The organism is Aquitalea aquatilis (genome assembly GCF_005155025.1).
Lineage (GTDB): Bacteria > Pseudomonadota > Gammaproteobacteria > Burkholderiales > Chromobacteriaceae > Aquitalea > Aquitalea aquatilis.
The window spans coordinates 3,873,393-3,899,506 of sequence record NZ_CP039731.1; the positions used below are offsets into that span (position 1 = coordinate 3,873,393).

The window sequence follows — 26,114 nt, forward strand, 5'->3', positions numbered from 1 at the left end:
ATGTGCCTGGCCATGCCGGTAAGAATCAGCCAACTGCTGCCCGATGACATGGCAGTCGTTGATATGGATGGCGTCAGCCGCGAAGTATCAGTCGCCCTGATCGACACCCCGCAGGAAGGCGATTACGTCATCCTGCATGTCGGTTACGCCATCGGCAAACTGGATGCCGAGGAAGCCGCCCGCACCCTGGCCTTGATGGACCAGCTGGCGGCCAGCCAGAGCGAGGCCACACCATGAAATATGTAGACGAATTCCGCCGTGGCGACATCGCCCGTGGCATGGCCGCCCACATCCACACACTGGTGCAGCCGGACAGGCAATACCGGCTGATGGAATTCTGCGGCGGCCACACCCATGCCATTGCCCGCTACGGCCTCACCGGCCTGCTGCCGGACAATATCCGGCTGATTCACGGCCCCGGCTGCCCGGTGTGCGTGCTGCCGATTGGGCGGGTGGATTCGGCCATCGAGCTGGCACTGCGGCCGGATGTCATCCTGTGCAGCTATGGCGACACCCTGCGTGTGCCGGCCTCCAACAAGATGAGCTTGTACCAGGCGCGGGCCAAAGGCGCGGACGTGCGCATGGTCTACTCCACCAGCGACGCGCTGCAGATCGCCCGTGATAACCCGCACAAGCAGGTGGTGTTTTTTGCCATCGGCTTCGAAACCACCACTCCGCCCACTGCCCTGGCACTTATCCAGGCGCGGCAGGAAAAGCTGGCCAATTTCAGCGTGTTCTGCAACCACGTGCTCACCCCGCCGGCCATGCGCCATCTGCTGGCCGCTGGCGATGCGGTGCAGCTGGACGGCTTTATCGGCCCCTCGCATGTCAGCACCGTCATTGGCAGCGCACCCTATGCCGCCGTGGCCGCAGAGTTTGCCAAGCCGGTGGTGATTGCCGGTTTCGAACCGCTGGACGTGCTGCAATCGGTGGCCATGCTGGTAGAACAGATCAATGCCGGGCGTACCGAGGTGGAAACCCAGTTCACCCGCGCCGTCACCGCGCAGGGCAATGCCAAGGCGCGCAGCCTGGTGGCGCAGACCATGACGCTGCGCGACAGCTTCGAATGGCGCGGGCTGGGCCAGGTGCCACACTCGGCACTGGCCATCCACCCCGACTTTGCCGAATTCGACGCCGAGCTGCGCTTTGCCCTGGCCTATCGCCACGTGCCGGACCACAAGGCCTGCGAATGCGGAGCCATCCTGCGCGGGCAGAAACGGCCACAGGACTGCAAGGTATTCGCCATCGTCTGTAATCCGGACAATCCGCTGGGTTCCTGTATGGTCTCCAGCGAAGGGGCTTGTGCCGCCCATTACCACTATGGCCGCTTCGTGGAAGGACAACCGGCATGAGCAAAAGCTATTCCCGTCCGCTGGACCTCAAGCATGGGCTGGTCAACCTCACCCACGGCAGCGGTGGCCGCGCCATGGCGCAACTGGTGAGCGAGCTGTTCGCCGCTGAGTTTGCCAACGACTGGCTGGCACAGGGCAATGACCAGGCCATCCTGCCGCCGCCCGGCGGACGCATCGCCATCGCCACCGACAGCCATGTCATCTCCCCGCTGTTCTTTCCCGGCGGCGACATCGGCAGCCTGGCGGTGCATGGCACGGTGAATGACCTGGCCATGGGCGGGGCTACCCCGCTGTATCTGTCCGCCGGTTTCATTCTGGAAGAAGGCCTGCCGCTGGCCGATCTGGCGCGCATCGTGCGTTCCATGGCAGCCGCCGCCCGTACTGCCGGCGTAGCCATCGTCACCGGCGACACCAAGGTGGTGGAACGCGGCAAGGGCGATGGCGTGTTCATCAGCACCACCGGTGTGGGCGTGGTGGCCGACGGGGTCAACCTGTCCGGCGATCAGGCCCGCCCCGGCGATGTCATCCTACTGTCCGGCACGCTGGGCGACCACGGCATGGCGGTGATGTCGCAGCGCGAAGGGCTGGGCTTTGCCAGCCCCATCCTGTCCGACAGCGCGGCGCTGCACACCCTGGCCGCCGCGCTGCTGGCCGCCTGCCCCGGCCTGCGGCTGATGCGCGACCCCACCCGTGGCGGACTGGCCACCACGCTCAACGAAATCGCCCAGCAATCCGGCGTGGGCATGCGGCTGCAGGAAAACGCCATTCCGGTGCAGGCCAGCGTGCGTGCCGCTTGTGAATTTCTCGGGCTGGACCCGCTTTACATCGCCAACGAGGGTAAACTGGTCGCCATCTGTCCGGCAGAACAGGCGGCGGCGGCACTGGCCGCCCTGCAAGCCCACCCGCTGGGGCAGCAGGCCGCCATCATCGGCCAGGTGGTGGCCGATGCCCACCAGTTTGTCCGGGTGGAAACCGATTTTGGCGGCGAACGCCTGCTGGACTGGCTCAGCGGCGAAATGCTGCCGCGCATTTGCTAGGCTGAACAAGGCCGCCAGCCACCGACCCGGGCGACACAGTCCGGGCGCACAGACAATAACAACGCTTGACTGGGATTAGAACAATGCGCGCAAAACCCGCCATTTTGCTGGTGGACGACGAAATCCGCTCGCTGGAAGCACTGGAACGGACACTGGAGGACGACTTCACCCTGTTTACCGCGCAGGGGGGAGCAGAAGCACTGGCCATTCTGGAATCGGAATTCATCCAGGTGGTGGTCAGCGACCAGCGCATGCCGGACATGAGCGGCGTGGAATTCCTCAAACAGGTGCGCGAGCGCTGCCCGCAGATCATCCGCATCATCCTGTCCGGCTACACCGACAACGCCGACATCATCGCTGCCGTCAATGACGCCGGCATCTACCAGTACCTGCTCAAGCCATGGCGACCGGAATCGCTGCTGCTGACAGTACAGGGCGCGGTGGAGCTGTTCCGCCTGCAGCAGGAAAACGAACTGCTCAATGTCGAGCTGAAAGCCTCCGAACCCTGGCTCAAGGTCAAGGTGGACAGCAAGCGCGAGCAGATGCGCGAACGTTCGGCCATGGACAATATCGTGCGAGCGCCGGACAGCAGCATGAGCAAGATCTGCGCGCTGCTGGCGCGGGTGTCGCCCTTCGACATCTCGGTGCTGATCGAGGGCGAATCCGGCGTGGGCAAGGAGTTGCTGGCGCGCGCCTTGCACTACGCCAGCCACCGCCGCGACCGCCCCTTTGTGGTGGAAAACTGCGCCGCCATGCCGGAACAACTGCTGGAAAGCGAGCTGTTCGGCCACAAGCGCGGGGCGTTTACCGGCGCTTATCAGGACCGCATCGGCCTGTTCCAGCAAGCCGATGGCGGCACCATTTTCCTGGATGAAATCGGCGAAACCTCGCCTGCCTTCCAGGCCAAGCTGTTGCGTGTGCTGCAGGAAGGCGAAGTCCGCCCGGTGGGCAGCCCGCGCCCGCTGAAGGTGAATGTGCGGGTGGTTTCCGCCACCAACAAGCTGCTGCCGGAACTGGTGCGCGCCGGCCAGTTCCGCGAAGACCTCTACTACCGGCTGTCGGCTTTTACCGTGCATGTGCCACCGCTGCGCGAACGGCCACAGGACATTCCGCTGATCGCCCAGGCCTTGCTGGAAGAAGCCCGCCACCACTACCAGCGCCCGGCCGCCCGCTTTGGCGAGGACACCCTGCAAGCCCTGCAGGACTACCGCTGGCCAGGCAATGTGCGCCAGCTGCGCAACGAGATCAACCGCATGCTAGTGCTGAGCGACGACGACCTGCTGGGTGCCGAACTGCTGTCCGCCGAGGTGCTGCAAGCCGCCGCCGAGGAACAGGTGGCCGAGCTGGCCTTTCTCACCGGCTTGCCGGGCGATCTGAAAACCCGCATGGACGAACTGGAAAAGCAGATCCTGCGCGAAACCCTTACCCGCCAGCGCTGGAACAAGACCCGCGCAGCCGCCGAGCTGGGCCTGTCCCGCGTCGGCCTGCGCAACAAGCTGACCCGTTATGGCCTCGAAAAATAAACGCCTGCTGTGGCTGCAATCCGGCGGCTGCGGTGGCTGCACTCTGTCACTGCTCAATACCGAAGCCCCCAGCCTGTTCACCGCGCTGGCCGACATCGGCATCGAGCTGATCTGGCACCCGAGCTTTGCCGAGCAAAGCCTGGATGAAGCCATGCACTTGCTGCAGCGGCTGGCCGATGGCAGCGAGCCGCTGGACATGCTCTGCCTGGAAGGCTCGGTGATGACCGGTGCCGCCGGCCGTTTCCACTTGCTGCCAGACGGCCAAAGCATGAGCACGCTGATCGAGCAGCTGGCCCGCCGCGCCAGCCAGGTCATCGCCGTGGGCACTTGCGCCGCGTATGGCGGCATCAGCGCTGCCGGTGACAATCTCACCGGTGCGGTGGGGCTGGACTATGCCGGCAATCATCCCGGTGGCCTGCTGGGTGGCCATTTCCACACCGCCAGCGGCCTGCCGGTGGTGAATATTTCCGGCTGCCCCACTCATCCGGGCTGGGTACTGGAAACCCTGGCCTTGCTGGCCAGCGACAGCTTGTCGGCAGCCGATCTGGACCCGCTGGGCCGGCCACGCTTTTACGCCGACAAGCTGGTACACCACGGCTGCGACAAGAACGAGTTTTACGAATTCAAGGCCAGCGCCACCGCGCCCGGCCAGATGGGCTGCCTGATGGAGCATGTCGGCTGCAAGGGCACCCAGGCCCATGCCGACTGCAATAGCCGCAGCTGGAATGGCGAAGGTTCCTGCCTGACCGGCGGCTATCCCTGCATCAACTGTACGGCACCGGATTTTGCCGATCCCGGCCATGGTTTCTTCAGCACGCCGCAGGTGGCCGGCTTCCCGGTGGGCCTGCCCACCGACATGCCCAAAGCCTGGTTTGTTGCCCTGTCCACGCTGTCCAAATCCGCCACCCCAACACGGGTACGGCAGAACGCCGTGCTGGACCGCCTGACCGTTCCCCCCTCGCTACCGAAAAAGGGCAAAGCATGAGCCGTCGCATTCTTGGCCCCTTCAATCGTGTCGAGGGCGACCTCAACATCACGCTGGACTTTGCCGATGGCAAGGTCAGCGCCGCCCGCGTCACCGCACCGCTGTTCCGTGGTTTCGAACGCATCCTGCTGGGGCGCGAGCCGCTGGACGCGCTGGCCATCGTGCCGCGCATCTGCGGCATCTGCTCGGTATCGCAATCGGTAGCGGCAGCGCATGCGCTGTCGCAGCTGTATGGCATCACGCCACCGGCCAATGGCCAGCGGGTGCTGAACCTGATCCACGCGGTAGAAAACATCGCCGATCACCTCAGCCATTTCTACCTGTTTTTCATGCCGGACTTTGCCCGTGCCGACTACCAGCAACATGGCTGGCACGGCGAAACGCTTGCCCGCTTCAAGGCCCAGTCTGGCAGCGCCGTTGCCCCCATGCTGGAGGCGCGTGCCATCCTGATGCGCTTCATGGGCAGCCTGGCCGGCCACTGGCCGCATACTCTGTGCCTGCAACCCGGCGGGGTGACCAAGGTGGTCAGCGCCGCCGAGCGGGTACGCTTGCAACAATGGCTGCGCAGCTTCCGCCGCTTTCTGGAGCAGCGCACCTTTGGCCAGCCACTGGAAGCCATCGCCGCGCTGGATGGCCAGGCCGCGCTGGAACACTACCGCGCACAGACACCGGCTGCGGACTTCGCCCATTTCCTGCACATTGCCGACAGCCTGCAATTGCAGCAGCTGGGCCGCAGCTACGACCATTTCATCGCGGCGGCAGCCTATGCCGGCCCGGATGGCCCCTGGAGCCCGGCCGGGCTGTGGCAACAGGGCCTCAGCCAGCCGCTGCCGCAGGAGCAGATCAGCGAAGACAACCACAGCAGCTGGCTGGCCGGCGATGGCCCGAGCGCCCCGCTGCACACCGATACCGTGCCACTGCCGGACAAGGCCGAAGGCTATAGCTGGAGCAAGGCCCCCCGCGTGGCTGGCCTCGCGGCAGAAACCGGCGCACTGGCGCGCGGCCTGCTGCGGGGCGAGCCGCTGCTGAACGAGATGGTGGCCAGCGCCGGCGGCAATGTACTGAGCCGGGTGGTGGCACGCCTCACCGAAGTGGCGCGCATCGTGCCGCTGATGGAGCACTGGCTGGCCGCACTGGAGCTGGAACAGCCCTTCCAGCAACCCTGCCCGGCCAGCGCCGTGCACAACAGCGCCGTCGGCCTGACCGAAGCGGCACGCGGCATGCTGGGCCACTGGGTGACGCTGGATGCCGGCCGTATCAGCCGCTACCAGATCATCGCCCCCACCACCTGGAATTTTTCACCGCGCGACAGCAAGGAGCTGCCCGGCCCACTGGAAAAAGCGCTGGAAGGCGTGGACGCCAGCGACCCGCAAGCCCTGCAGGTTCAGCACATTGTCAGGAGTTTCGATCCATGCCAGGTCTGCACCACGCACTGAACGCGCCGGTCTGCTTGCCGGATGACAGCATGGCCGCTGCCGGCCAGGAGCTGGCCGAAGCCGCCTGGATCGATGTCATCCAGCGCATGGACGAGGTATACAGCGAGCTGGTGGCTTCACAGGAAACGCTGGAAACCAAGCACCGCGAGCTGGCCGAAGCCCATCACTTTACCGAGGGCGTACTGGCTGCCATGACCGATGTGCTGGTGGTGTGCGATACCGTGGGCAAGGTGCGCCAGGTCAATCGCGCCATGCTGCAGCTGACCGGCCACACGGAAAGCGAGCTGGTCGGCCGCGAACTGGCCGAGCTGGTGGAAGACAACCAGGCACGCAGCCAGATCGCCACCCTGCTGGCGGCAGGCCGCAGCGATGTGCAGGATGTGGAAATCGCCCTGCCCCGGCAACAGGGCGAGCCAGTGCCGGTGACCTGGAATGTCAGCCCGCTGTACGACGGCGAAGGCCGCTACAGCGGCTTTGTCGCCGTGGGCCGCCCCATCGGCGAACTCAAGCGCGCCTATGCCCAGCTGCAAGCGGCGCATCAGGCACTGAAATCAGCGCAGGCGCAGCTGGTGCAGGCCGAAAAAATGGCCTCGCTCGGCCGGCTGGTAGCCGGCGTGGCGCACGAGCTGAACAACCCCATCAGCTTCATTCTGGGCAATGCCCACGCCATGCAGCGCTATGCCGGCAAGCTCGCCCGCTATCTCAATGCCATCCACGCCCATGACCTGAGCAGCGACAATCAGGCGCTGCGCATCGAGCTGAAAATCGACCGTCTGCTGGCCGACCTGCCCTCGCTCTGCGCCGGGCTGATGGAAGGTGCCGAGCGCAGCGGCCATATCGTGGATGCGCTGAAACGCTTTTCCGCCGTGGAAGAAAATACCCGGCAGCGGGTGGATCTGGCCGACCTCACCCAGCGCGCCGTGCACTGGGTCAGCCGGGCAGCGCCCTTTCGCGTCGAGGTCAGCAGCAGCGGGCTGGATGAGCCGGCCTGGGTGTGCGGCTCGGCCAACCAGTTGCAGCAGGTATTGGTCAACCTGATCCAGAATGCTTTCGATGCCATCGAGAAAACCCCGCAGCCCACACTGCAGCTACGGCTGGAACGCGCCGGCGACATGGTGGAACTGGGCCTGCAGGACAATGGCCCCGGCATCAGCGAAGACGCGCTGCCGCTGATTTTCGACCCCTTCTTCACCACCAAGCCCATCGGCAAAGGCACCGGGCTGGGCCTGTCCATCAGCTATGGCATCGTCGAACGCCATGGCGGCCAACTGAGCGCCGACAATCCGCTGAGCGGCGGTGCCTGCTTTACCTTGCGGCTGCCGGCCTTCCGCAACTGAATCGCCCGGCACCATGAAAAACGGCCTGCCCACAGGGCAGACCGTTTTGCTGAGCAGAGCGCTGCACATCAGACAGACACGCGTTCGCCCCACAGGTCGTGTTCGCTGCAATCCACGATATCCACCTCGACAAACTGGCCAGCTTCCAGGCCGACCGCATCATCGATGAACACCAGGCCGTCGATTTCCGGCGCATCGGCATAACTGCGGCAAATCGCCGTGCCTTCGTCGTCGATTTCATCCACCAGCACGGTCAGGCGCTGGCCGATGCGGGCTTCCAGTTTGCGGGCGCTGATTTCGGCCTGTACTTCCATGAAGCGCTCCTTGCGCGCCTCTTTCACCTCTTCCGGCACCTGATCCGGCAGTTCGTTGGCGGTTGCGCCCTCGACTGCGGAATAGGTGAAACAGCCCACGCGGTCCAGCTGTGCTTCGCGCAGGAATTGCAGCAGCTCTTCGAAGTCTTCTTCGGTTTCGCCGGGGAAGCCAACGATGAAGGTGGAACGGATCACCAGCTGCGGGCAGATTTCGCGCCATTTCTTGATGCGGGCCAGCACATTGTCGCTATTGGCCGGACGCTTCATCAGCTTCAGCACTTTCTGGCTGGCATGCTGGAAGGGGATATCCAGATAAGGCAGGATCTTGCCGTCGCGCATCAGCGGGATGACTTCGTCCACATGCGGGTAGGGATAGACATAGTGCAGGCGCACCCAGATGCCATGCTTGCCCAGCTCTTCGCACAGCTCGGTCATGCGGGTCTTGACCGGGCGGCCATCATGGAAGCCCAGCTTGTACTTCACATCCACGCCATAGGCCGAGGTGTCCTGCGAAATCACCAGCAGCTCCTTGACGCCGACACGGGCCAGGCTGGCAGCTTCGCGCAGTACATCGTGTACCGGGCGGCTTTCCAGATCACCACGCATCGACGGGATGATGCAGAAGGTGCAGCGGTGATTACAGCCTTCGGAAATCTTCAGGTAAGCGTAGTGCTTGGGCGTGAGTCGCACGCCGACATCCGGCACCAGATCAACAAAGGGATCGTGCGGCTTGGGCAGGTAGCTGTGTACCGCCGTCATCACCTCGTCGGTGGCATGCGGGCCGGTCACTGCCAGCACCGAGGGGTGCGCGCTCTGCACCACGCCATCCTTGGCCCCCAGACAGCCGGTGACAATCACCTTGCCGTTTTCGCTCAGGGCTTCGCCAATGGCGTCCAACGATTCGGTGACGGCCGAATCGATGAAACCACAGGTATTCACCACCACCAGGTCGGCGCCATCGTAGGAGGAGGAAATTTCATAACCTTCCGCGCGCAGGCGGGTGAGAATCTGTTCGGAATCACTCTGGGCCTTGGGGCAGCCAAGCGAAACCATACCGATACGAGGAGCTTTGGACATGTGGCGTAGTGCAAAAAATGAAAAACGCCAGATTATACAGCCATTTGCCACTTGATACCCAAGCATGCTTGAGCGGGAAATGGCAACAGAGTACCGCCTGGCATCGTAGCCTGTGCCGGCTGCTTTTTATCTGCAGACTCTGCAATCCAGCGCCCCAGCCGGCCTCATCAGTCAGAGCGACTGACAAAACACCTGCGGCAAAGCCAGCCAACCCAAGAAGTCCAGAGGCAGGAGGCATCGCAACAGCGCATAGCCAGGCCCTTGCTCCCGTCCATTTTTGCGCGAACCGGATGCAGAGGAAATTCGGCGACGATGCCACCGCAGGTTTGTGAGGAAAAATCAGGAGCGACAAAAGAAAAAACCCGTCTGGAAACGGGCTTTGTCAGCAGAGTGGATTGATCAGGACTTGCCTGCATCATCCTTGCCGGGCGGCACATAACCCGGGAAAGTGAAACCACTGAACAACTGCTTGGTCTGCTCCTGCATGCGGTTCTGCATTTCCAGGAACATGCCGGTACTCTGTTCCATATAGCTGGACATGACATTCTGGATCGCCGGACCCTGCAGCTTCATGAACTCGCCCCACATGGTGGTGTTGAACACTGCCTTGTCACCATACATGGCGCGGGTTTGTTCCTGCAGTTTCTGCTGCATCTGACCAAACAGCTGCAGGTTTTTCTCCAGGAAGGGGCCCATCATGCCCTGCATGGCCTGACCGTAAAAGCGGATGAACTGCGTCAGTACTTCATAGCTGAACATCGGCATTCCGCCATTTTCCTCCTCCAGGATGATCTGCAGCAGCACGCTGCGCGTGATGTCATCCTGTGATTTGGCATCGACAACCTGGATATCCACGTTTTCGAGCACCAGTTGCTTCACGTCTCCCAATGTGATGTAGGAACTTGTCGCCGTGTCATACAGGCGGCGGTTCGGGTACTTCTTGATGACCCTTTTTTCAACACTCATGTAACACTCCCGGATTATTGTCGTTGGTGTTGTGCACCCGCAATTTATCATAAATACAACAAGCTAGAGCAAAACTTCTATGCCCCTTGCACCGTGCATGCTACATTTCGCACTTATTGTGCAGTGCAATATAAAACAAGAAAAAAAATCTCAGTCAACACAGAGCTTGTCGGTCTTTTCTACGAAATTTAATGATGAGGGTTAAAAATATGTTCAATACCAACGATCAACTCAGCAAGATCTCCCTGTCCGGCTTTGAAGCCGCCCTGCGCGTCGCCCAGATCTCTCTGGACAGCGCCGAGCGCCTGGTCAAGCTGAACCTGGAAGCTTCCAAGCAAACCCTGGAAGAAAACGTCAAGGTTGCCAAGGCACTGGCCGGCGCTGGCGATGCTCAGGAAGCCCTGAACCAGTTCAACCAACTGGCCAGCCAATCCGTAGACAAGGCCGTTGCCAACTCCCGCAACGTATACGAAATCGTATCCGCTGCACAAAGCGAACTGTCCAAGCTGGCTGAAGAAAACCTCGGCAGCTTCAACAAGAACCTGATCACCGCACTGGAAGGTGCTGCCAAGAACGCCCCGGCAGGTTCCGACAATGCACTGAACGCCGTCAAGACCTCGCTGGCTGCCGCCGCTGCTGCCGTAAACAGCTTCAGCAAAGCTGCCCAGCAAGTTGCCGAATTCACTGACAGCAGCATCAAGGCTGCCAGCAGCGCCACTGCCGATGCAGTAAAGACTGCCACCAAGCGCGCCTGATTCACGGCCACGCTGACTGAAAACCCCGCTTTGGCGGGGTTTTTTGCTTTGCATGATGCAAGCAGGCCGGGGCAGGTTTACAATTATCTCTTTAGAGTTCCAGCAAAGACCACAGGTTCAACGCATGAAAATCAGCAGCAACTTTGACGCAGGCAGCATCGAAATCGTTTCCATGGAGAGTTTCGACGACATCCAGCTGCGAATTCCACATGACAATGCCTCGGACTTTGCTCAATGGTTTTACTTCCGGCTACAAGGCGCTGCCTATCAGGCATGTACGCTGCGTTTTCTCAATGCCGGCGAATGCGCCTACCCGGAAGGGTGGACTGATTACGAGCTGATGGCATCGTACGACCGTATCAACTGGTTCCGCGTGCCGGCTCATTTTGACGGCCAGACCATGACGGTTGAACACGTGCCGCTGGCCAATAGCGTGTATTACGCCTACTTCGAGCCCTACTCCCATGAGCAGCACCTGAATCTGCTGGGGCAGGCGCAAGGATCCGGCCTGTGCCAGATTCATGATCTGGGCTTTACCGTACAGGGCCGCGACATCAATTTGCTGACCATTGGTCATGAAGTCGAGTCTGATCTGAAAATCTGGGTAACCGCCCGTCAGCACCCCGGCGAAACCATGGCCGAGTGGTTTGTTGAAGGTTTCCTGAACCGCCTGCTCGATCCGCTGGACGCCACTTCGCGCGCCCTGCTGGACAAGGCTACCTTCTATGTGGTGCCGAACATGAACCCGGATGGCTCCATCCTGGGTAATCTGCGCACCAATGCAGCCGGCGCCAATCTCAATCGCGAATGGCTGGCACCGTCGGAAGAAACCAGTCCGGAAGTACTGGTCGTGCGTAACAAAATGCAGGAAACCGGCGTTGATTTGTTCCTCGACATCCACGGCGACGAAAAACTGCCCTATGTCTTTGTGGCCGGCACAGAGGGTGTTCCTTCCTACGATGAGCGTATTCGCCAGCTGGAAGACAAGTTCAAACACTACCTGATGGTGGCCAACCCGGACTTCCAGGATGAGTTCGGCTATGACAAGGATGCCCCGGGCTCGGCCAATCTGAGCCTGGCCACCAACTGGGTGGGTGAAAACTTCAAGTGCCTGGCCTTTACACTGGAAATGCCGTTCAAGGACAATGCCAACCTGCCTGATGATGACTATGGCTGGAATGGCCAACGCAGCCTGCGCATGGGTGAAGCAGCCCTGACGCCAATCTACGCAGTGATCAACGAATTACGCTGATCTCTCCCTACCCAGCAAAAAGCCGGAATCGCGATTCCGGCTTTTTTGTTTTTCGCAGCATGTAATCACATGGCTAGTGGCAGCTTGTCCAGCGCCTTCACCAGTTCGATTTCTGCCAGACACCAGTCACTCCCCTTTTCCAGCACCTTGCCCAGCGCTATCTGAAAATGCTTGCCGCGTGCTGTCATGTAATACTGCCGGCCCAGGGTATACACCGAGATCGGCATGATCAGGGCATTGATACGGCGCCCGCCACGGTCAAAGGGCACAAACAAGGCGATATGCCCTGCCAGCCACACCATGTCAGGCGGCAAGGTGGGATCGATCAGCTTGCTGTCGGTGGGGCGGATGGAGGCCGCCACTGGCCGGGTACACAGGGTTTCCACCCCGAGATAAATGCGCTCCCGCTGATTGGCCCGCTTGACCCGCCGCACCAGCCCCAGGCTCCAGTTGGTGTTATCGACATCTCGATAGCCCACCAGGCTACCCAGCGTGACCCATTCATTACCCAACGAGTCCAGCGTCACGCCAAGGCCGCTCTGGCTGATATTCTCGACCGACCAGCGCAAGAACTCGTCACGCAAAGACTGCGGTGCCGGCGCAGAATCGCCGGACATGGCAAGCGGAGCCAGCGCGAGTGTACTGCGATCGCGCTTGCGACTGGTGACAAAGCCATAGATACGGATATTGGCCGCATCATCAAAGCTGTCGTTGTCCGTATGACGTGCCTGCGCCTGAATGGCCTCATCCGGCTGACGAATCAGCCGGTGCAGGGTGGACAGACGATGCGCCACTTCCAGATTACGGTTTGTCACCGCAACACGTTCGGCACGCTCAAAGCGCAGCGGCTTGGCAGACCACTCACGGCACAGCATGTGCAGCAAGCTGGCATCAATACCAGGCTCGATCCATGGCTTGAGCTCTGGCGGCACCCGCCCCCCCTCCATCACCGTGGCCCAGCCATGGATGATTTCCACCATATTGGCAGTACTCCAGAACCGGGCGGATTCACTGACAAAACTGGGATTGGCACGAGCAGCAGGCTTGGCCTCGGCCAGTGTCACAGCAAAGCTGGCATCTTCATCATATTGCGGATGCAGCGACATGCGATTGGAAACGAGGCACAGCAGCTGATAAGAGAAATTGAATTGTCGCAGGCTGAGATTGCCACTACTTAACAATGACAACATCAACATGATCAGATATTGATCCTGTACCGTAGTACCCGGACTGCCTTCCCCGAATAAAAATACCGGGGTGGAGTCAATACGTCGCTGCTCTGCCAGGCGATAAAGCTGATTTACATTCAGCCAGAAAACATCATCCGGGCTGAAATGCCGCAAATATTGCCAACGGGCGAACTCGCCAAAGAAATGCATCATGCGTACCAATACCAATGGCAGCATGGCACGCACCCGCTCTTCTTGCTGCATGTCGGTATCAAGAGACAAGGCACGCTGATAAAACTCGAGAAACTGCTTTCCATACGCCAGTATCTGCGAGCGCAACTGCCCTTCCAGTACCTTAGGCATACGGGAATTCATAAAATACTGCGTGCACAAATTTTCATGCAGCGGCTGGATTTCCAGATTAAGCGTCAACACCGCATCCAGCAAATCTGCCGTCACATGGGGAGACAGCATATTGACCTCGGCCAGCATCTCGGTAATTCTCTCGTGCGCAGCCGCGCCATACTCTTGCTTCAGAGTATCGGCATAGGCTTTGGCAGCCGCTGCATTGGCCAAAGGATCTGACTTGTTCTTTGAGCCTCGGGAGAAGAAGTCCAACATGGCGTAACTTTCAGTCTGTCATCGTGACGGGATCAGGGCGAACCCGGAGCTTGCACTCGTCGGCCATACCAGTATTTATACAAGCCGGCAAATCAGCAAGAAGAACTTGCGCCCCAAAACAAAAAGCGCCCGTGCAGGCGCTTTTTGTCAGGCACTTGGAAGACAGTGTCACATCAGATAGCAAGATCTTCAAGCGTTTTGCCAGCAGCCAGCAGTTCCTGTACCCAAACCGGCTTACGGCCACGGCCAGTCCAAGTCAGCTCTGCATTTTCCGGGTGACGATACTTGGCTTCAACCGGCTTGCGCACAACGGCACCCACCTTGCCCAGAACCTCTTCTACGCTCAGGCCATAAGCCTTTGCCAGCTCGATGATCTGCTTTTTAGCCTTGGATTTTTCTTCGGATTCACGACGTTTGATTTCGTTTTCAACGTCGCTTTTCAATGCTACCAGTTCAGTAAAGCTAAGATTGCTAATATCCATTTTGCCGCCCTTATTATTCAGTTGGAGAACCACTGATTCAATTTAGCCAAAAGCCTATCTTCTCGTCAAGGCAAAGAGGTTAAATTTCAGTAAACAAAGCAATTTTTATTCATCCTGCGTAGGATAGGGCAAAGCCAGCTGCTCCAGCGCATTGATATATTCTGTCTCCAGATAAATACCCTTATCCCAGCATGCCGACTGCGCCACAACCAAAGCCTCATACTTGCTGTCTTCCACCTGACAAATTGCGGCCACCATACCGATAGACTGATCGGGCAGTTCAGGACTAAATAACTTGCTGCCAACCGCAGCAAATTGCGTCAGACGAGCCTTGAATAAGCGCCGTTTCAGCTTGCCCAGGTACTGGGTACGCGCCACAATTTCCTGGCCAGGATAACAGCCCTTTTTAAAGCTGACGGCGCCAATTATTTCCATATTGGCCATTTGCGGCACGAACTGTTCTTGCGTGGCCTGCGTCACCCATGCAATGCCGGCATCAATATCACGAACAGCCCAGGCTGCGGCAGACACGGCTACCGCAGCTACTCCTTGCAGCAATGCCGGCAATGGTGAATCAACCGCCGGACACACCAGATACCCTCCGTCGGGCAGCGCAATCGCCACATCAGCGCCCTGCTGCATCACATTGAGCGGTGGCTGTTCTTTGGCGTTGAAATACTGCTCCACGACCGACTGCAATAATGGGCCGCGCAAACCGGCCACCGGTGACAACGAGGTATCCAGCAAAGTCACCTTCACCTTGGAACGCATGACAAACATGGTCAGGCGCTTGGCGATTGCGGCGGCAATATCGGCCGACAACAACAGATAATAACTGTCCGCATGCTGCCAGATTAGAAAGCTGGCCAGCATGCGCCCCTTGGCAGTGGAATAGGTACTGAATTGCGCACGCGCGATGGACACATCCCGGATATCGGCAGAAAACTGCCCCTGCAGAAAGGTTTGCGCATCCTCGCCCTGCACCTGGATGATTCCCAGGTTATCCAGCAGTGCAAGCGCATTGCCGGTGCGCACGGCAGTGACTTGTGCCAGAAAATCGGAAAATGACAGCCGCCCTTCCTGGTCGATCTGTCCCTGATTCTTGTCTACCCACGACTGCCACGGCTGCTTCATGTTGCGATACCTGTGATTAAGCACACTAAATTAGTCAAGAATTTTACTTTTTTCAGCCCATTCCTGCCAGCGCCACTGTGCACCAGAGCCGCATGCCGTGGCGATATTCTTTTCGCCTCATGGACTTAGTCCACACACTACCCCCGACCATTTAAAAAGCTGGCATTTTCCATGGGCAAAGCGTTGACAGGCCTGATTGCCGTCGGTATAGTTCGCACTCTCTTGGATGTTCCCTGATAGCTCAGTTGGTAGAGCGACGGACTGTTAATCCGCAGGTCGCAGGTTCGAGCCCTGCTCGGGGAGCCAAGACCCTACAATTTATTGTGCATTGCCGGTTATTCCCTGATAGCTCAGTTGGTAGAGCGACGGACTGTTAATCCGCAGGTCGCAGGTTCGAGCCCTGCTCGGGGAGCCACCCCTACAATGCCATGCCAGTTTATTCCCTGATAGCTCAGTTGGTAGAGCGACGGACTGTTAATCCGCAGGTCGCAGGTTCGAGCCCTGCTCGGGGAGCCAGACAAAAGCCCGCTTTGATAGCGGGCTTTTTGCATTCCATTTGCGCCAAATATTCCCTTTTGACAAAACCTCTGTTTCTCGCCAAGAATCGTCTGGCTTTCAGCACTGTTTATTCGTGTTAAAATAAGCATCAATTAACTCTGTATTAAACAATAACCATAGGATCAGCCATGTCCATTCTGAAGGAATTCAAGGAATTTGCTGTTAAAGGCAATGTCATCGATCTGGCCGTCGGTGTGGTCATTGGTGGTGCGTTCGGCTCCATCGTCAAATCACTGGTCGACGATGTCATCATGCCGCCCATCGGCCTGCTGATCGGCAATGTCGATTTTGCCAACCTGTTCTTCGTATTGAAGGAAGGTGCCAAGCAAGCCGGGCCTTACGCCTCGGTGGCTGCCGCCAAACAGGCAGGTGCGGTAACCATGAACATCGGCCTGTTCATCAACTCGCTGGTTAGCTTCACCATTGTTGCCTTCGCCATTTTCATGCTGGTGAAAGCCATCAACAAGCTGAAGCGTGAAACCCCGGTTGAAGCTGCCCCCGCAGCCGCCACCAAGGAATGCCGCTACTGCCTGTCCAGCGTGCCAGAGAAGGCCAGCCGCTGCCCTTGCTGCACATCGCAACTGGATTGATCTTTTAAAGCATGCTCCAATAAAAAAGAGGCCGAATGGCCTCTTTTTTATTTCCCTTCGCGCCGGCCTTTATTCTCCAGGCCTGCCGCCTCCAGCAGACTTCCAGGATCAAAGCCCAGACGCAGCGCCCCCCAGTGCCGACCATCCAGGAAGACCGGCAGTGTCAGCTCCGACAGGATTTCGCCGGTATCACGCATATAGGTATGCAGCAGGAAGGGTTCGGTATTGCGGGCCGACTTGAGGCCGGCAGGATCGGCAAAAATGCGCTTATCGCGGCTATTTACCAAATCCTTTTGCTCGTCGCCAGTCAGTGGCTGGCTATACCAGCTGTTATGGGTAGGCGCATAGCCATTGTTGTCCACCAGCAAGCAGAAGCGCCCTCCCACCACATCACGCACCAGACTGTCGTAATGTGCCTGCACCAGGCCTGTCAGCTTCTCGTCATAGGCGGTGTGGTATTTACTGGGTTTGCTGCCGGGGATGGGCTGATAACGCTGGTCAAACACATTGACGCCGGCTTTTTGCTGTTGCTGCAGCACACCCTGCAACTGATCACGCATGCCGCGCGCCAAGCCTATCATGCGGTCAAATTCACCCTCGCCGATTACGAAGCGCGATACCATTTCCTGCACCTGTTCGGCCACTCCGGACAATTCATCGGCAACCTGCTCGGTATGGTTGAGGCGTTCGGTTACCTGCTGTCCCAGATCGTGAATTTCCGACACATGCCGGTTTACCTGCCGATTGGTTTCGGCGAAATCTTCCATGGTGCCTGCGATTTGCGTAAGGCTGCTGGCGGTGGATTCAAAATCACCCATCATGCGGCCAAAGTGCTGCGAGGCACGTGAGACAACCTCGCGGGCCTGATGGGTTCCCGCGGTGATTTCATTGGTTTCCACCTGGGTATCCGACACCAGCCCCAGCATGCCGTCGATATTGCTGGAGATCTCGTCGGTGGCCTTTTTCACCTTTTCCGCCAGCTTGCGCACTTCGTCGGCCACTACCGCAAAACCACGGCCGCTTTCGCCTGCCCGTGCCGCCTCGATGGCCGCATTCAGTGCCAGCAGATTGGTCTGGTCGGAAATATCCTTGATCAGATCGACAATAGTCTTGATGCTGGCCGAGCGCTGACTCAGATCTTCCACGGTCTCGTTAAAGTGGCTTACCTTCTGGCTGATATCGTAAATGCGGTCGGCCACGGTCTTCAGTTCGTCATAAGACTCGCGCGCCACATCCAGATTGGAAAGGGTGGACACGGAAATGCTTTGCGTCTGGCCGGTTACCTGATTAATGCCCGTGGTGGTCTGATCGCTGGCATCGCGTACGCGAGTAGCGAATTCATCCTGCCGCACGGCACTGTTCAAGGATTCACTCACATTTTTACGGGTACGGGCGGAGTCCATGGCGATACGCACGGTCATCAGCCGCACATTGCTGATGATTTCGCGCATTTTCAGCTGGAAGCGATTATAGGAAACCGAAACATCGCGGATTTCGTCGTAGGTAATGGCCGGAATATCGCGTGACAGATCCCCCTCGCCAGCGCCAATCTCATTGAAAATGCCGATAATCATGTTCAGCGGCCGCACAATGAGATAGCGCAGATACCAGACCATGAAGCAAGTAAAGGCCACACCCAGCCCCCACAGGCAGCTGCCCCAGAAAATGGCACTGTCGATACTGGACAGGATATTGGCGGAAACCGAGCCGGGAACCGCCGGGTTATTCAGTTGGCCACGAATATCGGTCAACACCAGATAGGAATAAGCCAACATGATCAACTGGAACAGGCTTAAACAAAAAAAACTGCACAATTTCCTGGTCAGTGTATTGAAGAAGGTTTTTTCGACCAGGGTATATACGCGCCAGAACCAATCCATGCTCTCTCCTTACGACCTGCTGATATTGCTTGTTATATGTTTAAAGCGGGCGCTACATTTTTACCTTAAATCTGTGAAATAACCAATCCCAATTGCAATAAAAATGACGGTTATCAAGAACCATTCGCAGGTAGTTCACAGCAAGCACAAACTGTAACTACAGGATATGAAAGATTATTCTGCCAGCCCACTGCCTGCGGCAGGCTTGCGCTGCCACACCATCCAGAACTCCTGGCCGGCAAACACCGGCAAAGCTGCACCAACCGGCTGGCAGTCTCTCAACTCAAAGCCCTCAGCAAACAGTTGCTGCAGTGCAGCGCGGCTCGTACCAAAGGGAGGCCCCTTGGCTTTGTCCGCCAGAAAAAACACCCCGGCCAGATAGGCGCCACGAGGAGTCAGTTGCATCATCTTCTGGGTATAGTCTCTCCACATCCTCGGCGGCAAGGCGCACAAGAAGGCTCGCTCGAACACCAGGTCGTATATTGCGGCGGCTTCAAGGGCAAAGAAGTCGGCCTGCCACAGACGCGCCGGGCTGTCTTGCAGTGCGGCCGCCGCGCGCCGAATGGCTTCATGGCTGAAATCGATGGCATCCACCTGCATGCCGGCCTGTAACAGCCAGCGCACATCCGCCGCCGAGCCGCACCCCGGCAGCAAGACTCTACTGCCTTGCGGCAGGCTGGCGATGAAGCGATGCATATGTGCATCCGGCTGCGCTCCCTCCCATGGCGTAACGCCCTGCTGGTAGCGCACATCCCAGAAATCTGCCAAGGAACTGTCCTGCGCCATATTTCAGTTCTCCATTAACTACTAATTAGCCAGCGCAGCATACTCACGCAATTGCGCTGTGATGCCATCCAGGCCTTGCTGCACATCCAGCGGCAGCGACCGGCCATCCGGCAAGCGCAGTTGCACACCGGAGGACTGCATGCGAATGAACAAGCGCCGCCCATCCAGCGACAACATCCCCCACTCCTCACCATCCAGTTGCTGCAGGTCGAGCAGCACCCCCAGCCGCTCGGCGATATCCAGCAAGGGCTGCCGCTGCGGCAACTGCTGCCAGACCTGCTCACGGGCGGGCTCATCCATGAAGCACCAGTTGGAAATCTCGGCAAAGCTGCGGCCGCAGCCCCGGCAGACATTGTCACCAACGGCCGTTGTGCAACGGGCGATACACGGTGAATCAGGACGCTCAAGCACCATGCACCACTCCAAACTGAAACACTTCTGTCATATTTCTTGACTTTCCCAACAAAAATGTCAGATAAATGAAAGATCGCTGCAACAATATAAACACAAATGCCACGCAACGAATTATTGGTATTCCGAATACTACGCATTTTGCGCCTGAAACAGGTGCAATATCTGGACGAGCGCCAGCTCATCGCCGCCATTCGCCGCGAAACCGGTGATGAATTCAACGAGCTGATCATCCATGAGCATCTGCGCCATATGCAGCAGCATGGCCTGCTCAAGCCTGTCAATCTGCGCAAGGTCAATGGCTACGCCCTGGACTGGGCCGGCTACGACTATCTGGATGCTTCCTGAAACCGGGTCCACCACCCCGGTCAACAAGATCGGCTCTGCGGCAGGATGCCGTCCTGAAAACAGAAAACCCCGGTTTGACCGGGGTTTTTCATTACAGGCAACAACAGTTCAGCCCTGAGCAGGCGGCGACGGTGACAGCATGGCCAACTCCTCTTCGCTCAGCAAGCGCGACAGCGTGACAAAGCGCATTCCTTCGGCCGACTCCAGCGAAAAGCCCCCGCCACGTCCCGGTACAGCATCAATGGTCAGTGCGCAGTTCTGCCAATAGCCATACAGAAATTCGCTGATGTAAAAAGGGCAGCCGCCGATTTCTCCCAACAGGATGTCATGATCGCCAACACGGAATTCCTGCTGGGTAAAGCACAGTGGCGCACTGCCGTCGCAACATCCACCAGACTGGTGGAACAGCAAGGAACCATGGCGCTGGCACAACACCGACAACAGTTCCGCAGCACGCTCTGTCATGTTGACGCGGGAAATCATGTCACCCCTTTTTGCGAGAAACCGGCGGCGCCAAAGCGAGGGCGACTTGCGCCACCCCCAAGGAGGACCGCTGCTTGCAAGCGGTCAACCGCCCGCAGGCGGTGACCGTGAAAAGAACTGCTTAGAAGAAGCCCAGTGCCTTCGGGCTATAGCTCACCAGCAGGTTCTTGGTTTGCTGGTAGTGATCCAGCATCATCTTGTGGGTTTCGCGACCAATGCCGGATTTCTTGTAGCCGCCAAAGGCAGCATGTGCCGGGTAGAGGTGATAGCAGTTGGTCCAGACACGGCCAGCCTTGATCTCGCGGCCCATGCGATAGGCGGTATTGCCATCACGCGTCCACACCCCTGCCCCCAGGCCAAAGGCGCTGTCATTGGCAATGTGCAGTGCTTCTTCCTTGTCCTTGAAGGTGGTGACAGCCACGACTGGCCCGAAGATTTCCTCCTGGAACACACGCATCTTGTTGTGGCCGGCCAGGATGGTGGGCTGTACATAGAAGCCCTCTGCCAGTTGGCCACCCAGATGGGCCTGGCCGCCACCAGTCAGCACCTGTGCACCTTCGGCGCGGCCGATGTCGATATAGGACAGGATCTTGTCCAGCTGCTCACGCGAGGCCTGAGCACCGATCATGGTGGACATGTCCAGCGGATTACCCTGCTTGATGGCTTTGACGCGTGCCACGGCACGTTCCATGAAGGCTTCGTAGATGGATTCCTGCACCAGCACGCGCGACGGGCAGGTACATACTTCGCCCTGATTGAGGGCAAACATGGCAAAGCCTTCCAGCGCCTTGTCGAAGTAATCGTCGTCCTCGCGCATCACGTCTTCGAAGAAGATATTGGGTGACTTGCCACCCAGCTCCAACGTCACCGGGATGATGTTTTCGGCAGCGTACTGCATGATCAGGCGGCCAGTGCCGGTTTCACCGGTGAAGGCGACCTTGGCAATGCGCGGATTGGTGGCCAGCGGCTTGCCGGCTTCCACGCCAAAGCCGTTCACCACATTCAGTACGCCATCGGGCAGCAGATCGGCAATCACTTCCATCAGCACCAGAATGGCCATCGGGGTCTGCTCGGCCGGCTTGAGCACCACGCAGTTGCCGGCAGCCAGCGCCGGGGCCAGCTTCCAGGCGGCCATCAGCAGCGGGAAATTCCAGGGAATGATCTGGCCGACCACGCCCAGCGGTTCGTGGTAGTGGTAGGCCACGGTGTCTTCGTCCAGTTCGGACAGCGAGCCTTCCTGGGCACGCAGACAAGCGGCAAAGTAGCGGAAGTGATCAACTGCCAGCGGCAGGTCGGCCGCATTGGTCTCGCGGATGGGCTTGCCGTTGTCCAGCGTTTCGACCAGGGCCAGGAAAGGCAGGTACTCTTCCATGCGGTCGGCAACCTTCAGCAACACATTGGCGCGCACCGCCGGTGCAGTACGACCCCAGCGATCGGCTGCGGCATGGGCGGCATCCAGTGCCAGTTCGATGTCAGCCGCGGTGGAGCGGGCAATATCGCACAGCGGTTTGCCGTCGATCGGGCTGACATTGGTGAAATATTGCCCTTGTACCGGCGCTACCCAGCGGCCGCCGATGAAATTTTCGTAACGGGATTTCAGCGGGAGTTTCTTGCTGAGTGCTGCGAGTGCTTGCTGATACATGACGTTGCCTCCTGGCTATTAGAATCGGAGCGCCGGTCGTTGCTACCGGCTGCCAAGTCATTGTGCGAAATCACCCGCCATTCCTCTATTCGACTTTGGTCTTAGAACAGCCCCCGCGCCACCTGGCCAATGCCTTCTTCCTGGATCTCGCCTGATGACAAAGCCAGCTTGCCCAGATGGCCGATCAGCGCCCGCAGCCTGGCCGGCCGCACCGGCTTGCTGAGCAAGGACCAGCCTTCGGCAGCGATTTCGGCGGCCACTTCCGGGCTGCGATCTGCGGTGATGATGGCAGCAGGAATCTTCACCTGTAGCTGGCGGTATAGCGCCAGGATGACTTGCGGCCCGCTCACATCGTGATCCAGATGATAGTCAGCCAGAATCACATCCGGCGGGCGACTAAGTTGTCCCAACAAGGCTTGGGCCTCGTCCAGTCCGGCAGCGGCCAGTGGCAGGCAGCCCCAGCCAGAGAGCAAGGTGCTCATACCGGCCAGAATCGTCGCTTCGTTGTCGATCAGCAAAATTGTCAGGCCCAGCAATTCCGATGGCAGCACCGTACTGATCCCTTCCTGCTGCCGCGGCATGGCGCTGGCGGCGGCCTGCTCGCCATAGGGCAGCACGATGCCGAAAAATGAGCCGCGCCCATGCTGCGAACGTACTTCCAGCCGGTGCTGCAAGCGCGTGGCCAGCCGCTTGACGATGGCCAGCCCCAGCCCCAGTCCCTTGCTGCACATGGCACGGTGCTCGGGCAAGCGCTGGAATTCTTCAAAAACCTGCGCCAGCTTGTCAGCCGGAATGCCCTGCCCCTGATCCCACACGCCAACCAGCACACCTTCGGCGGTACGACGGGCCGCCAGCAATAGCCGGCCATGCTCGCTGTAACGCAAGGCATTGCTGAGAAAATTGCGCAGGATGCGGCTGAGCAAGACCCAGTCGCTATACACCACCGCGCCACACAGGTGGCTGCGCAGGCTCAATCCGCGCTCGGCCACCAGCGGGCTGAATTCGATGCTGAGCTGGCGCAGCAGCTGGTCGATATGAAAATGACTGCGCTCCACCTCGATAGCACCGGCATCGATGCGCGACAGTTCCAGCAGGGTATTGATCAGATCATCCACGGCCTCCAGCGAGCTTGCGGCATGCTGCACCAGCCGCATGTTTTCACCGCTGGCTTCGCGTTCGGCCAGGCTGGCCACAAACAGCCGCGCGGCATTCAGCGGCTGTAGCAAGTCGTGGCTGGCCGCGGCAAAAAAGCGCGTCTTGCTGCGATTGGCCTCTTCGGCGGCGACAATGGCTTCCTGCAAGCGGCTATTGGCACGGCGCAGCTCGCTGGTGCGGGCGGTAACCCGCAGCTCCAGCTCCTGCTTGGCCTGCGTCAACACCTGTTCGGCACGGCGGGTCTGGGTAATGTCCTGGATCAGCGCATAGAAGCCATGCACCACGCCGTCTTCGCCAATATGCGGGATAAAGGCGGCCTGGGCGTACTCCACCGAGCGCTTGGGTGCCGGCATTTTCAGCTCGAATACCGACGACACCCCGGCCAGCGCGCGTTCGACAAAATGCTGGCGCGGATCGTACAAGGCCGGCCCCAGCACCTCGCGCAGGGTACGGCCATTGATTTCCTGTACCGGCAGGCCAAACCAGTCTTCGTAGCCCTTGTTGGTGAAGCGGTAAATCTGGTCTTTGTCGACATAGGAAATCAGCGCCGGCAAGGCATCGGTAATCAGCCGCAGCTTGGACTCACTCTCGCGCAAGGCCAGTTCATCGCGCTTGCGGGCGGTGACATCGCTGCAGGTAATGACAAAGCCGGCATTGGGCATGGGGCAGGATTCGATTTCCAGCACCAGGCCGCTGGCTGTTTCCACCTCGTAGCTGCCATTGACCGGGCACAGCAGCGGAATTTCCGCACTGCCCGGCAAGGCCTGCCCAACGCGCAAGGCCGCCGGCGACAGTCCGGCCAGCTCGCAAAAACGGTGATTCCAGGCCAGCAGCAGTGACTGGTGATCAAACACCGCAATACCCTGACGCAGGCTGTTGACAGTAGCCTCCAGCAACTGACGGTGGGCGGCCTGATCCTGCTGCCGCAAGCGCTGCTCCTGCCGTTTGATTTCGCTGATATCGGTATAAATGGCCACTCGGCCACCGTCGGCGGTCTGGCGTTCGCTGATGCGCAAATAGCGGCCATCGCTGAGCGCTTCCAGATAGCTGCCACTGCTGTCACGGTGTAGCTGGATGCGCTGCTGCCGCCAGTGTTCGACCTGGCCCAGCGCCTCCAGCGCGCTGCCGGAATCGGCCAGATGATCGAGGTACTCGGCAAACTGCATGCCGCTGCGCACATGCCGTCGCAATGCCGGCTGCAGCTCGACAAAGCGCTGGTTGAAGCGCACCAGCCGGTCGTGCTGGTCCCACTGGGCAAAGCCGTCAGCAATGGTATCCACCGCCACGCCCAGCCGGTTATTGGCTTGCTCGGCCGCTAGCCGGGCTTCTTCCAGCGCGATATTGCTGGTTTTCAGCTCATTCATGGCGCGCTCGAGTGCGTGGGTACGCTCCTGGATACGTTTTTCCAGCTCGGCCGATACCTGGAAGATGGTGAAGGAATTGCCATTGTCGGCCATGCCGCTTTCCACGCGGTAGATCAGGGCCTTGTTGATCTTGCGCAGCTTGGCATTGTCCTTTTCCAGCCGGGCAATGTGCAGCAGCAGCTGTGATGGATCAGCCACCGATAAATCCAGCTCCTGTTCCATCATCCCGCTCCGTGTATTGCGGCCGTCCCGGCGGCATAGCCGATGGCAATGCCGGTGAAGGTCTGGTTGACATGCATGGCATTGAACTGCTCGCCATAGGTGTTGAAACCCACCACACGGTTTTGCACCAGCAAACCGGACAGGCGGCTTTGTGCGGCGGTATTGCTGATCATGATGCGCCGCAAGATGCAGTCACAGCCCAGCACCACCTGCAGACGGCCCAGCTTGCTGCGGACCTGGGCAAAGGTGTGGGCCAGGCTGCCCACCAGATCTTGCTGTTCGGTGCCGGACAGCACCACCCCCTCGTCCACGCTGCAGAAAAAAGACAGCGACAAGTCATCGTTGACGCGCTGGATGGAGCGCGCATAAGGCACACCGCCCACTTGCAAGACCAGCGGGTGGGCGGCAAAGGTGTGCGGGTCCAGCTGCTCGGGGTCCAGCCCCAGCAGCCGGCAGTATTCTGCCGCCGCCGGTTCGGCATTGATCTCGGTGACCAGCCGGCTATCGGCATCGGCCTCGGTAATCACCATGCGCTCGCCACTGCGGGCGGCATGCTCGGACTTGAACATCTCGAAGGGATGACGGCTGGCCACCATCACAAAAGCCGCGCTATTGCTGTGAAAGCGTCCATTCAGCAGGATGGCGGTGTTTTCGAAGCGCATATTGTCACCGGCCGACCCGCCCAGCAAGGGGATATGCCCCAGTGCCGACGACAGCCGGCTGGCCACCCGCTCCTCGCAGGCCGCCAGCCCGTCGATCAGCATCAGGGCAAAGCTGTTGCGGTCGATTGCCTGGCCGCTCTTGCGCGCCAGCTCATGCCGCGAAGTCATCACCGCCTCGAAGGCATCGGACAGTTCGAAAGCGTGCAGATTATCCAGCCGTGCAGCCACGGCAAAGAAGTCGGGCTCGGCAAAACTCACCCCGCTGATACTGCCCTGCTGATAGCCATGACAGCCGATTTCCCCTGCCGTGGTACAGCCCACCACCAGCGCATCGCCAAAATGCCGGTGCAAGCTGGGGCCGAGGCGGGCCAGATCGTAGGCCGGGGAAATAAACAGCAATACCAGTGCCAGGTCTGGCTGATGCAGCTGCTGAAACAGCTCGGCTGCGGCCAGTGCGGGGTCCTGCTGCTGGGTACTTCCCAGCAGCACCAGGCTATTCTCCATCTTGTCTCCAGCTTGCCGTCTCACCACAGCGGGCGGCGGCCTTGTCATTCTATTGACCGGTCTTTGCCG

At 59.4% G+C, this 26,114-nt stretch carries 23 protein-coding genes and 3 tRNA genes; 14 read left to right on the forward strand and 12 right to left on the reverse strand.

From position 1 onward, the window contains the following. From FAZ30_RS18025 to FAZ30_RS18055, 7 genes are all read left to right on the forward strand, one after another. Entirely contained in the window at positions 1–237 is a 237-nt protein-coding gene (locus tag FAZ30_RS18025; RefSeq protein ID WP_124643806.1) for a HypC/HybG/HupF family hydrogenase formation chaperone, read from the forward strand. Beyond that, a complete protein-coding gene (gene hypD, locus FAZ30_RS18030) occupies positions 234–1,352 on the forward strand; it encodes a hydrogenase formation protein HypD (protein WP_137009992.1) in 1,119 nt (372 codons plus the stop codon). The genes FAZ30_RS18025 and hypD overlap by 4 nt, the downstream gene beginning before the upstream one ends. After that, positions 1,349–2,389 (forward strand): hydrogenase expression/formation protein HypE, encoded by a 1,041-nt coding sequence (gene hypE / locus FAZ30_RS18035; protein ID WP_137009993.1) that lies wholly within the window; start codon positions 1,349–1,351, stop codon positions 2,387–2,389. The genes hypD and hypE overlap by 4 nt, the downstream gene beginning before the upstream one ends. Before the next feature lie 83 nt (positions 2,390–2,472). Next, positions 2,473–3,912, forward strand: a complete 1,440-nt coding sequence (locus FAZ30_RS18040; protein WP_124643803.1) for a sigma-54-dependent transcriptional regulator — start codon at positions 2,473–2,475, stop codon at positions 3,910–3,912. Then, positions 3,896–4,897 (forward strand): NADH-quinone oxidoreductase subunit B family protein, encoded by a 1,002-nt coding sequence (locus tag FAZ30_RS18045; RefSeq protein WP_124643802.1) that lies wholly within the window; start codon positions 3,896–3,898, stop codon positions 4,895–4,897. The genes FAZ30_RS18040 and FAZ30_RS18045 overlap by 17 nt, the downstream gene beginning before the upstream one ends. After that, complete coding sequence (locus FAZ30_RS18050; protein WP_137009994.1) at positions 4,894–6,333, forward strand: nickel-dependent hydrogenase large subunit; 1,440 nt, start codon at positions 4,894–4,896, stop codon at positions 6,331–6,333. The genes FAZ30_RS18045 and FAZ30_RS18050 overlap by 4 nt, the downstream gene beginning before the upstream one ends. Further along, the gene (locus tag FAZ30_RS18055; protein ID WP_205676622.1) at positions 6,309–7,670 is read left to right on the forward strand and encodes a sensor histidine kinase; all 1,362 of its coding nucleotides are present in this window, start codon (positions 6,309–6,311) and stop codon (positions 7,668–7,670) included. The genes FAZ30_RS18050 and FAZ30_RS18055 overlap by 25 nt, the downstream gene beginning before the upstream one ends. 68 nt (positions 7,671–7,738) lie before the next feature. Here the strand turns inward: FAZ30_RS18055 and rimO are convergent, their stop codons facing one another. After that, positions 7,739–9,061 (reverse strand): 30S ribosomal protein S12 methylthiotransferase RimO, encoded by a 1,323-nt coding sequence (rimO, locus tag FAZ30_RS18060; protein WP_124643800.1) that lies wholly within the window; start codon positions 9,059–9,061, stop codon positions 7,739–7,741. A gap of 399 nt (positions 9,062–9,460) precedes the next feature. Then, positions 9,461–10,027, reverse strand: a complete 567-nt coding sequence (phaR, locus tag FAZ30_RS18065) for a polyhydroxyalkanoate synthesis repressor PhaR (protein WP_059286019.1) — start codon at positions 10,025–10,027, stop codon at positions 9,461–9,463. 209 nt (positions 10,028–10,236) lie between these two features. Here phaR and FAZ30_RS18070 point away from each other — a divergent pair, with 209 nt between their 5' ends. Then, positions 10,237–10,782 carry a phasin family protein gene (locus FAZ30_RS18070; protein ID WP_103525256.1) on the forward strand — a complete coding sequence of 182 codons (546 nt, stop codon included), beginning with the start codon at positions 10,237–10,239 and terminating at the stop codon, positions 10,780–10,782. A gap of 124 nt (positions 10,783–10,906) precedes the next feature. After that, positions 10,907–12,034 (forward strand): M14 family metallopeptidase, encoded by a 1,128-nt coding sequence (locus FAZ30_RS18075; protein ID WP_124643799.1) that lies wholly within the window; start codon positions 10,907–10,909, stop codon positions 12,032–12,034. A 65-nt stretch (positions 12,035–12,099) separates the two neighbouring features. Here FAZ30_RS18075 and FAZ30_RS18080 read toward each other — a convergent pair whose 3' ends face one another. The 3 genes from FAZ30_RS18080 to ygfZ form a co-directional block, all read right to left on the reverse strand. Then, positions 12,100–13,824: a hypothetical protein gene (locus FAZ30_RS18080; protein WP_137009995.1), complete on the reverse strand. Its 1,725-nt coding sequence runs from the start codon at positions 13,822–13,824 to the stop codon at positions 12,100–12,102. 173 nt (positions 13,825–13,997) lie between these two features. Next, positions 13,998–14,306, reverse strand: a complete 309-nt coding sequence (locus FAZ30_RS18085; protein WP_124643797.1) for an H-NS histone family protein — start codon at positions 14,304–14,306, stop codon at positions 13,998–14,000. A gap of 105 nt (positions 14,307–14,411) precedes the next feature. Continuing rightward, positions 14,412–15,440 carry a CAF17-like 4Fe-4S cluster assembly/insertion protein YgfZ gene (ygfZ, locus tag FAZ30_RS18090; protein ID WP_124643796.1) on the reverse strand — a complete coding sequence of 343 codons (1,029 nt, stop codon included), beginning with the start codon at positions 15,438–15,440 and terminating at the stop codon, positions 14,412–14,414. 230 nt (positions 15,441–15,670) lie between these two features. Here ygfZ and FAZ30_RS18095 point away from each other — a divergent pair. The 4 genes from FAZ30_RS18095 to mscL all read left to right on the forward strand — a co-directional run bounded on the left by FAZ30_RS18095 (position 15,671) and on the right by mscL (position 16,588). Then, a tRNA-Asn gene (locus FAZ30_RS18095) sits at positions 15,671–15,746 on the forward strand. 33 nt (positions 15,747–15,779) lie between these two features. Next, positions 15,780–15,855 (forward strand) — tRNA-Asn (locus FAZ30_RS18100). A 25-nt stretch (positions 15,856–15,880) separates the two neighbouring features. Further along, positions 15,881–15,956 (forward strand) — tRNA-Asn (locus tag FAZ30_RS18105). A gap of 170 nt (positions 15,957–16,126) precedes the next feature. Beyond that, positions 16,127–16,588 carry a large conductance mechanosensitive channel protein MscL gene (gene mscL, locus FAZ30_RS18110; protein ID WP_124643795.1) on the forward strand — a complete coding sequence of 154 codons (462 nt, stop codon included), beginning with the start codon at positions 16,127–16,129 and terminating at the stop codon, positions 16,586–16,588. Positions 16,589–16,635: 47 nt separating this feature from the next. Here mscL and FAZ30_RS18115 read toward each other — a convergent pair whose 3' ends face one another. The 3 genes from FAZ30_RS18115 to FAZ30_RS18125 all read right to left on the reverse strand — a co-directional run bounded on the left by FAZ30_RS18115 (position 16,636) and on the right by FAZ30_RS18125 (position 19,668). Next, entirely contained in the window at positions 16,636–18,468 is a 1,833-nt protein-coding gene (locus FAZ30_RS18115) for a methyl-accepting chemotaxis protein (RefSeq protein WP_124643794.1), read from the reverse strand. Positions 18,469–18,642: 174 nt separating this feature from the next. Then, positions 18,643–19,254 carry a methyltransferase domain-containing protein gene (locus FAZ30_RS18120; protein ID WP_124643793.1) on the reverse strand — a complete coding sequence of 204 codons (612 nt, stop codon included), beginning with the start codon at positions 19,252–19,254 and terminating at the stop codon, positions 18,643–18,645. Positions 19,255–19,275: 21 nt separating this feature from the next. Beyond that, positions 19,276–19,668: a DUF1289 domain-containing protein gene (locus FAZ30_RS18125; protein ID WP_124643792.1), complete on the reverse strand. Its 393-nt coding sequence runs from the start codon at positions 19,666–19,668 to the stop codon at positions 19,276–19,278. A 96-nt stretch (positions 19,669–19,764) separates the two neighbouring features. Here FAZ30_RS18125 and FAZ30_RS18130 point away from each other — a divergent pair, with 96 nt between their 5' ends. Beyond that, positions 19,765–20,013 carry a hypothetical protein gene (locus FAZ30_RS18130; RefSeq protein ID WP_124643791.1) on the forward strand — a complete coding sequence of 83 codons (249 nt, stop codon included), beginning with the start codon at positions 19,765–19,767 and terminating at the stop codon, positions 20,011–20,013. A gap of 108 nt (positions 20,014–20,121) precedes the next feature. Here FAZ30_RS18130 and FAZ30_RS18135 read toward each other — a convergent pair whose 3' ends face one another. The 4 genes from FAZ30_RS18135 to nosP form a co-directional block, all read right to left on the reverse strand. Then, complete coding sequence (locus tag FAZ30_RS18135; RefSeq protein ID WP_124643790.1) at positions 20,122–20,496, reverse strand: DUF779 domain-containing protein; 375 nt, start codon at positions 20,494–20,496, stop codon at positions 20,122–20,124. Between the two features lie 121 nt (positions 20,497–20,617). Further along, positions 20,618–22,138, reverse strand: coding sequence for an aldehyde dehydrogenase (gene adh / locus FAZ30_RS18140; protein ID WP_124643789.1), 1,521 nt, complete (start codon positions 22,136–22,138; stop codon positions 20,618–20,620). A 101-nt stretch (positions 22,139–22,239) separates the two neighbouring features. Then, the gene (locus FAZ30_RS18145) at positions 22,240–24,882 is read right to left on the reverse strand and encodes a hybrid sensor histidine kinase/response regulator (protein ID WP_233578443.1); all 2,643 of its coding nucleotides are present in this window, start codon (positions 24,880–24,882) and stop codon (positions 22,240–22,242) included. Beyond that, the gene (nosP, locus tag FAZ30_RS18150; protein WP_246043378.1) at positions 24,879–26,045 is read right to left on the reverse strand and encodes a nitric oxide-sensing protein NosP; all 1,167 of its coding nucleotides are present in this window, start codon (positions 26,043–26,045) and stop codon (positions 24,879–24,881) included. The genes FAZ30_RS18145 and nosP overlap by 4 nt, the downstream gene beginning before the upstream one ends. Between the last annotated feature and the right edge of the window lie 69 nt (positions 26,046–26,114).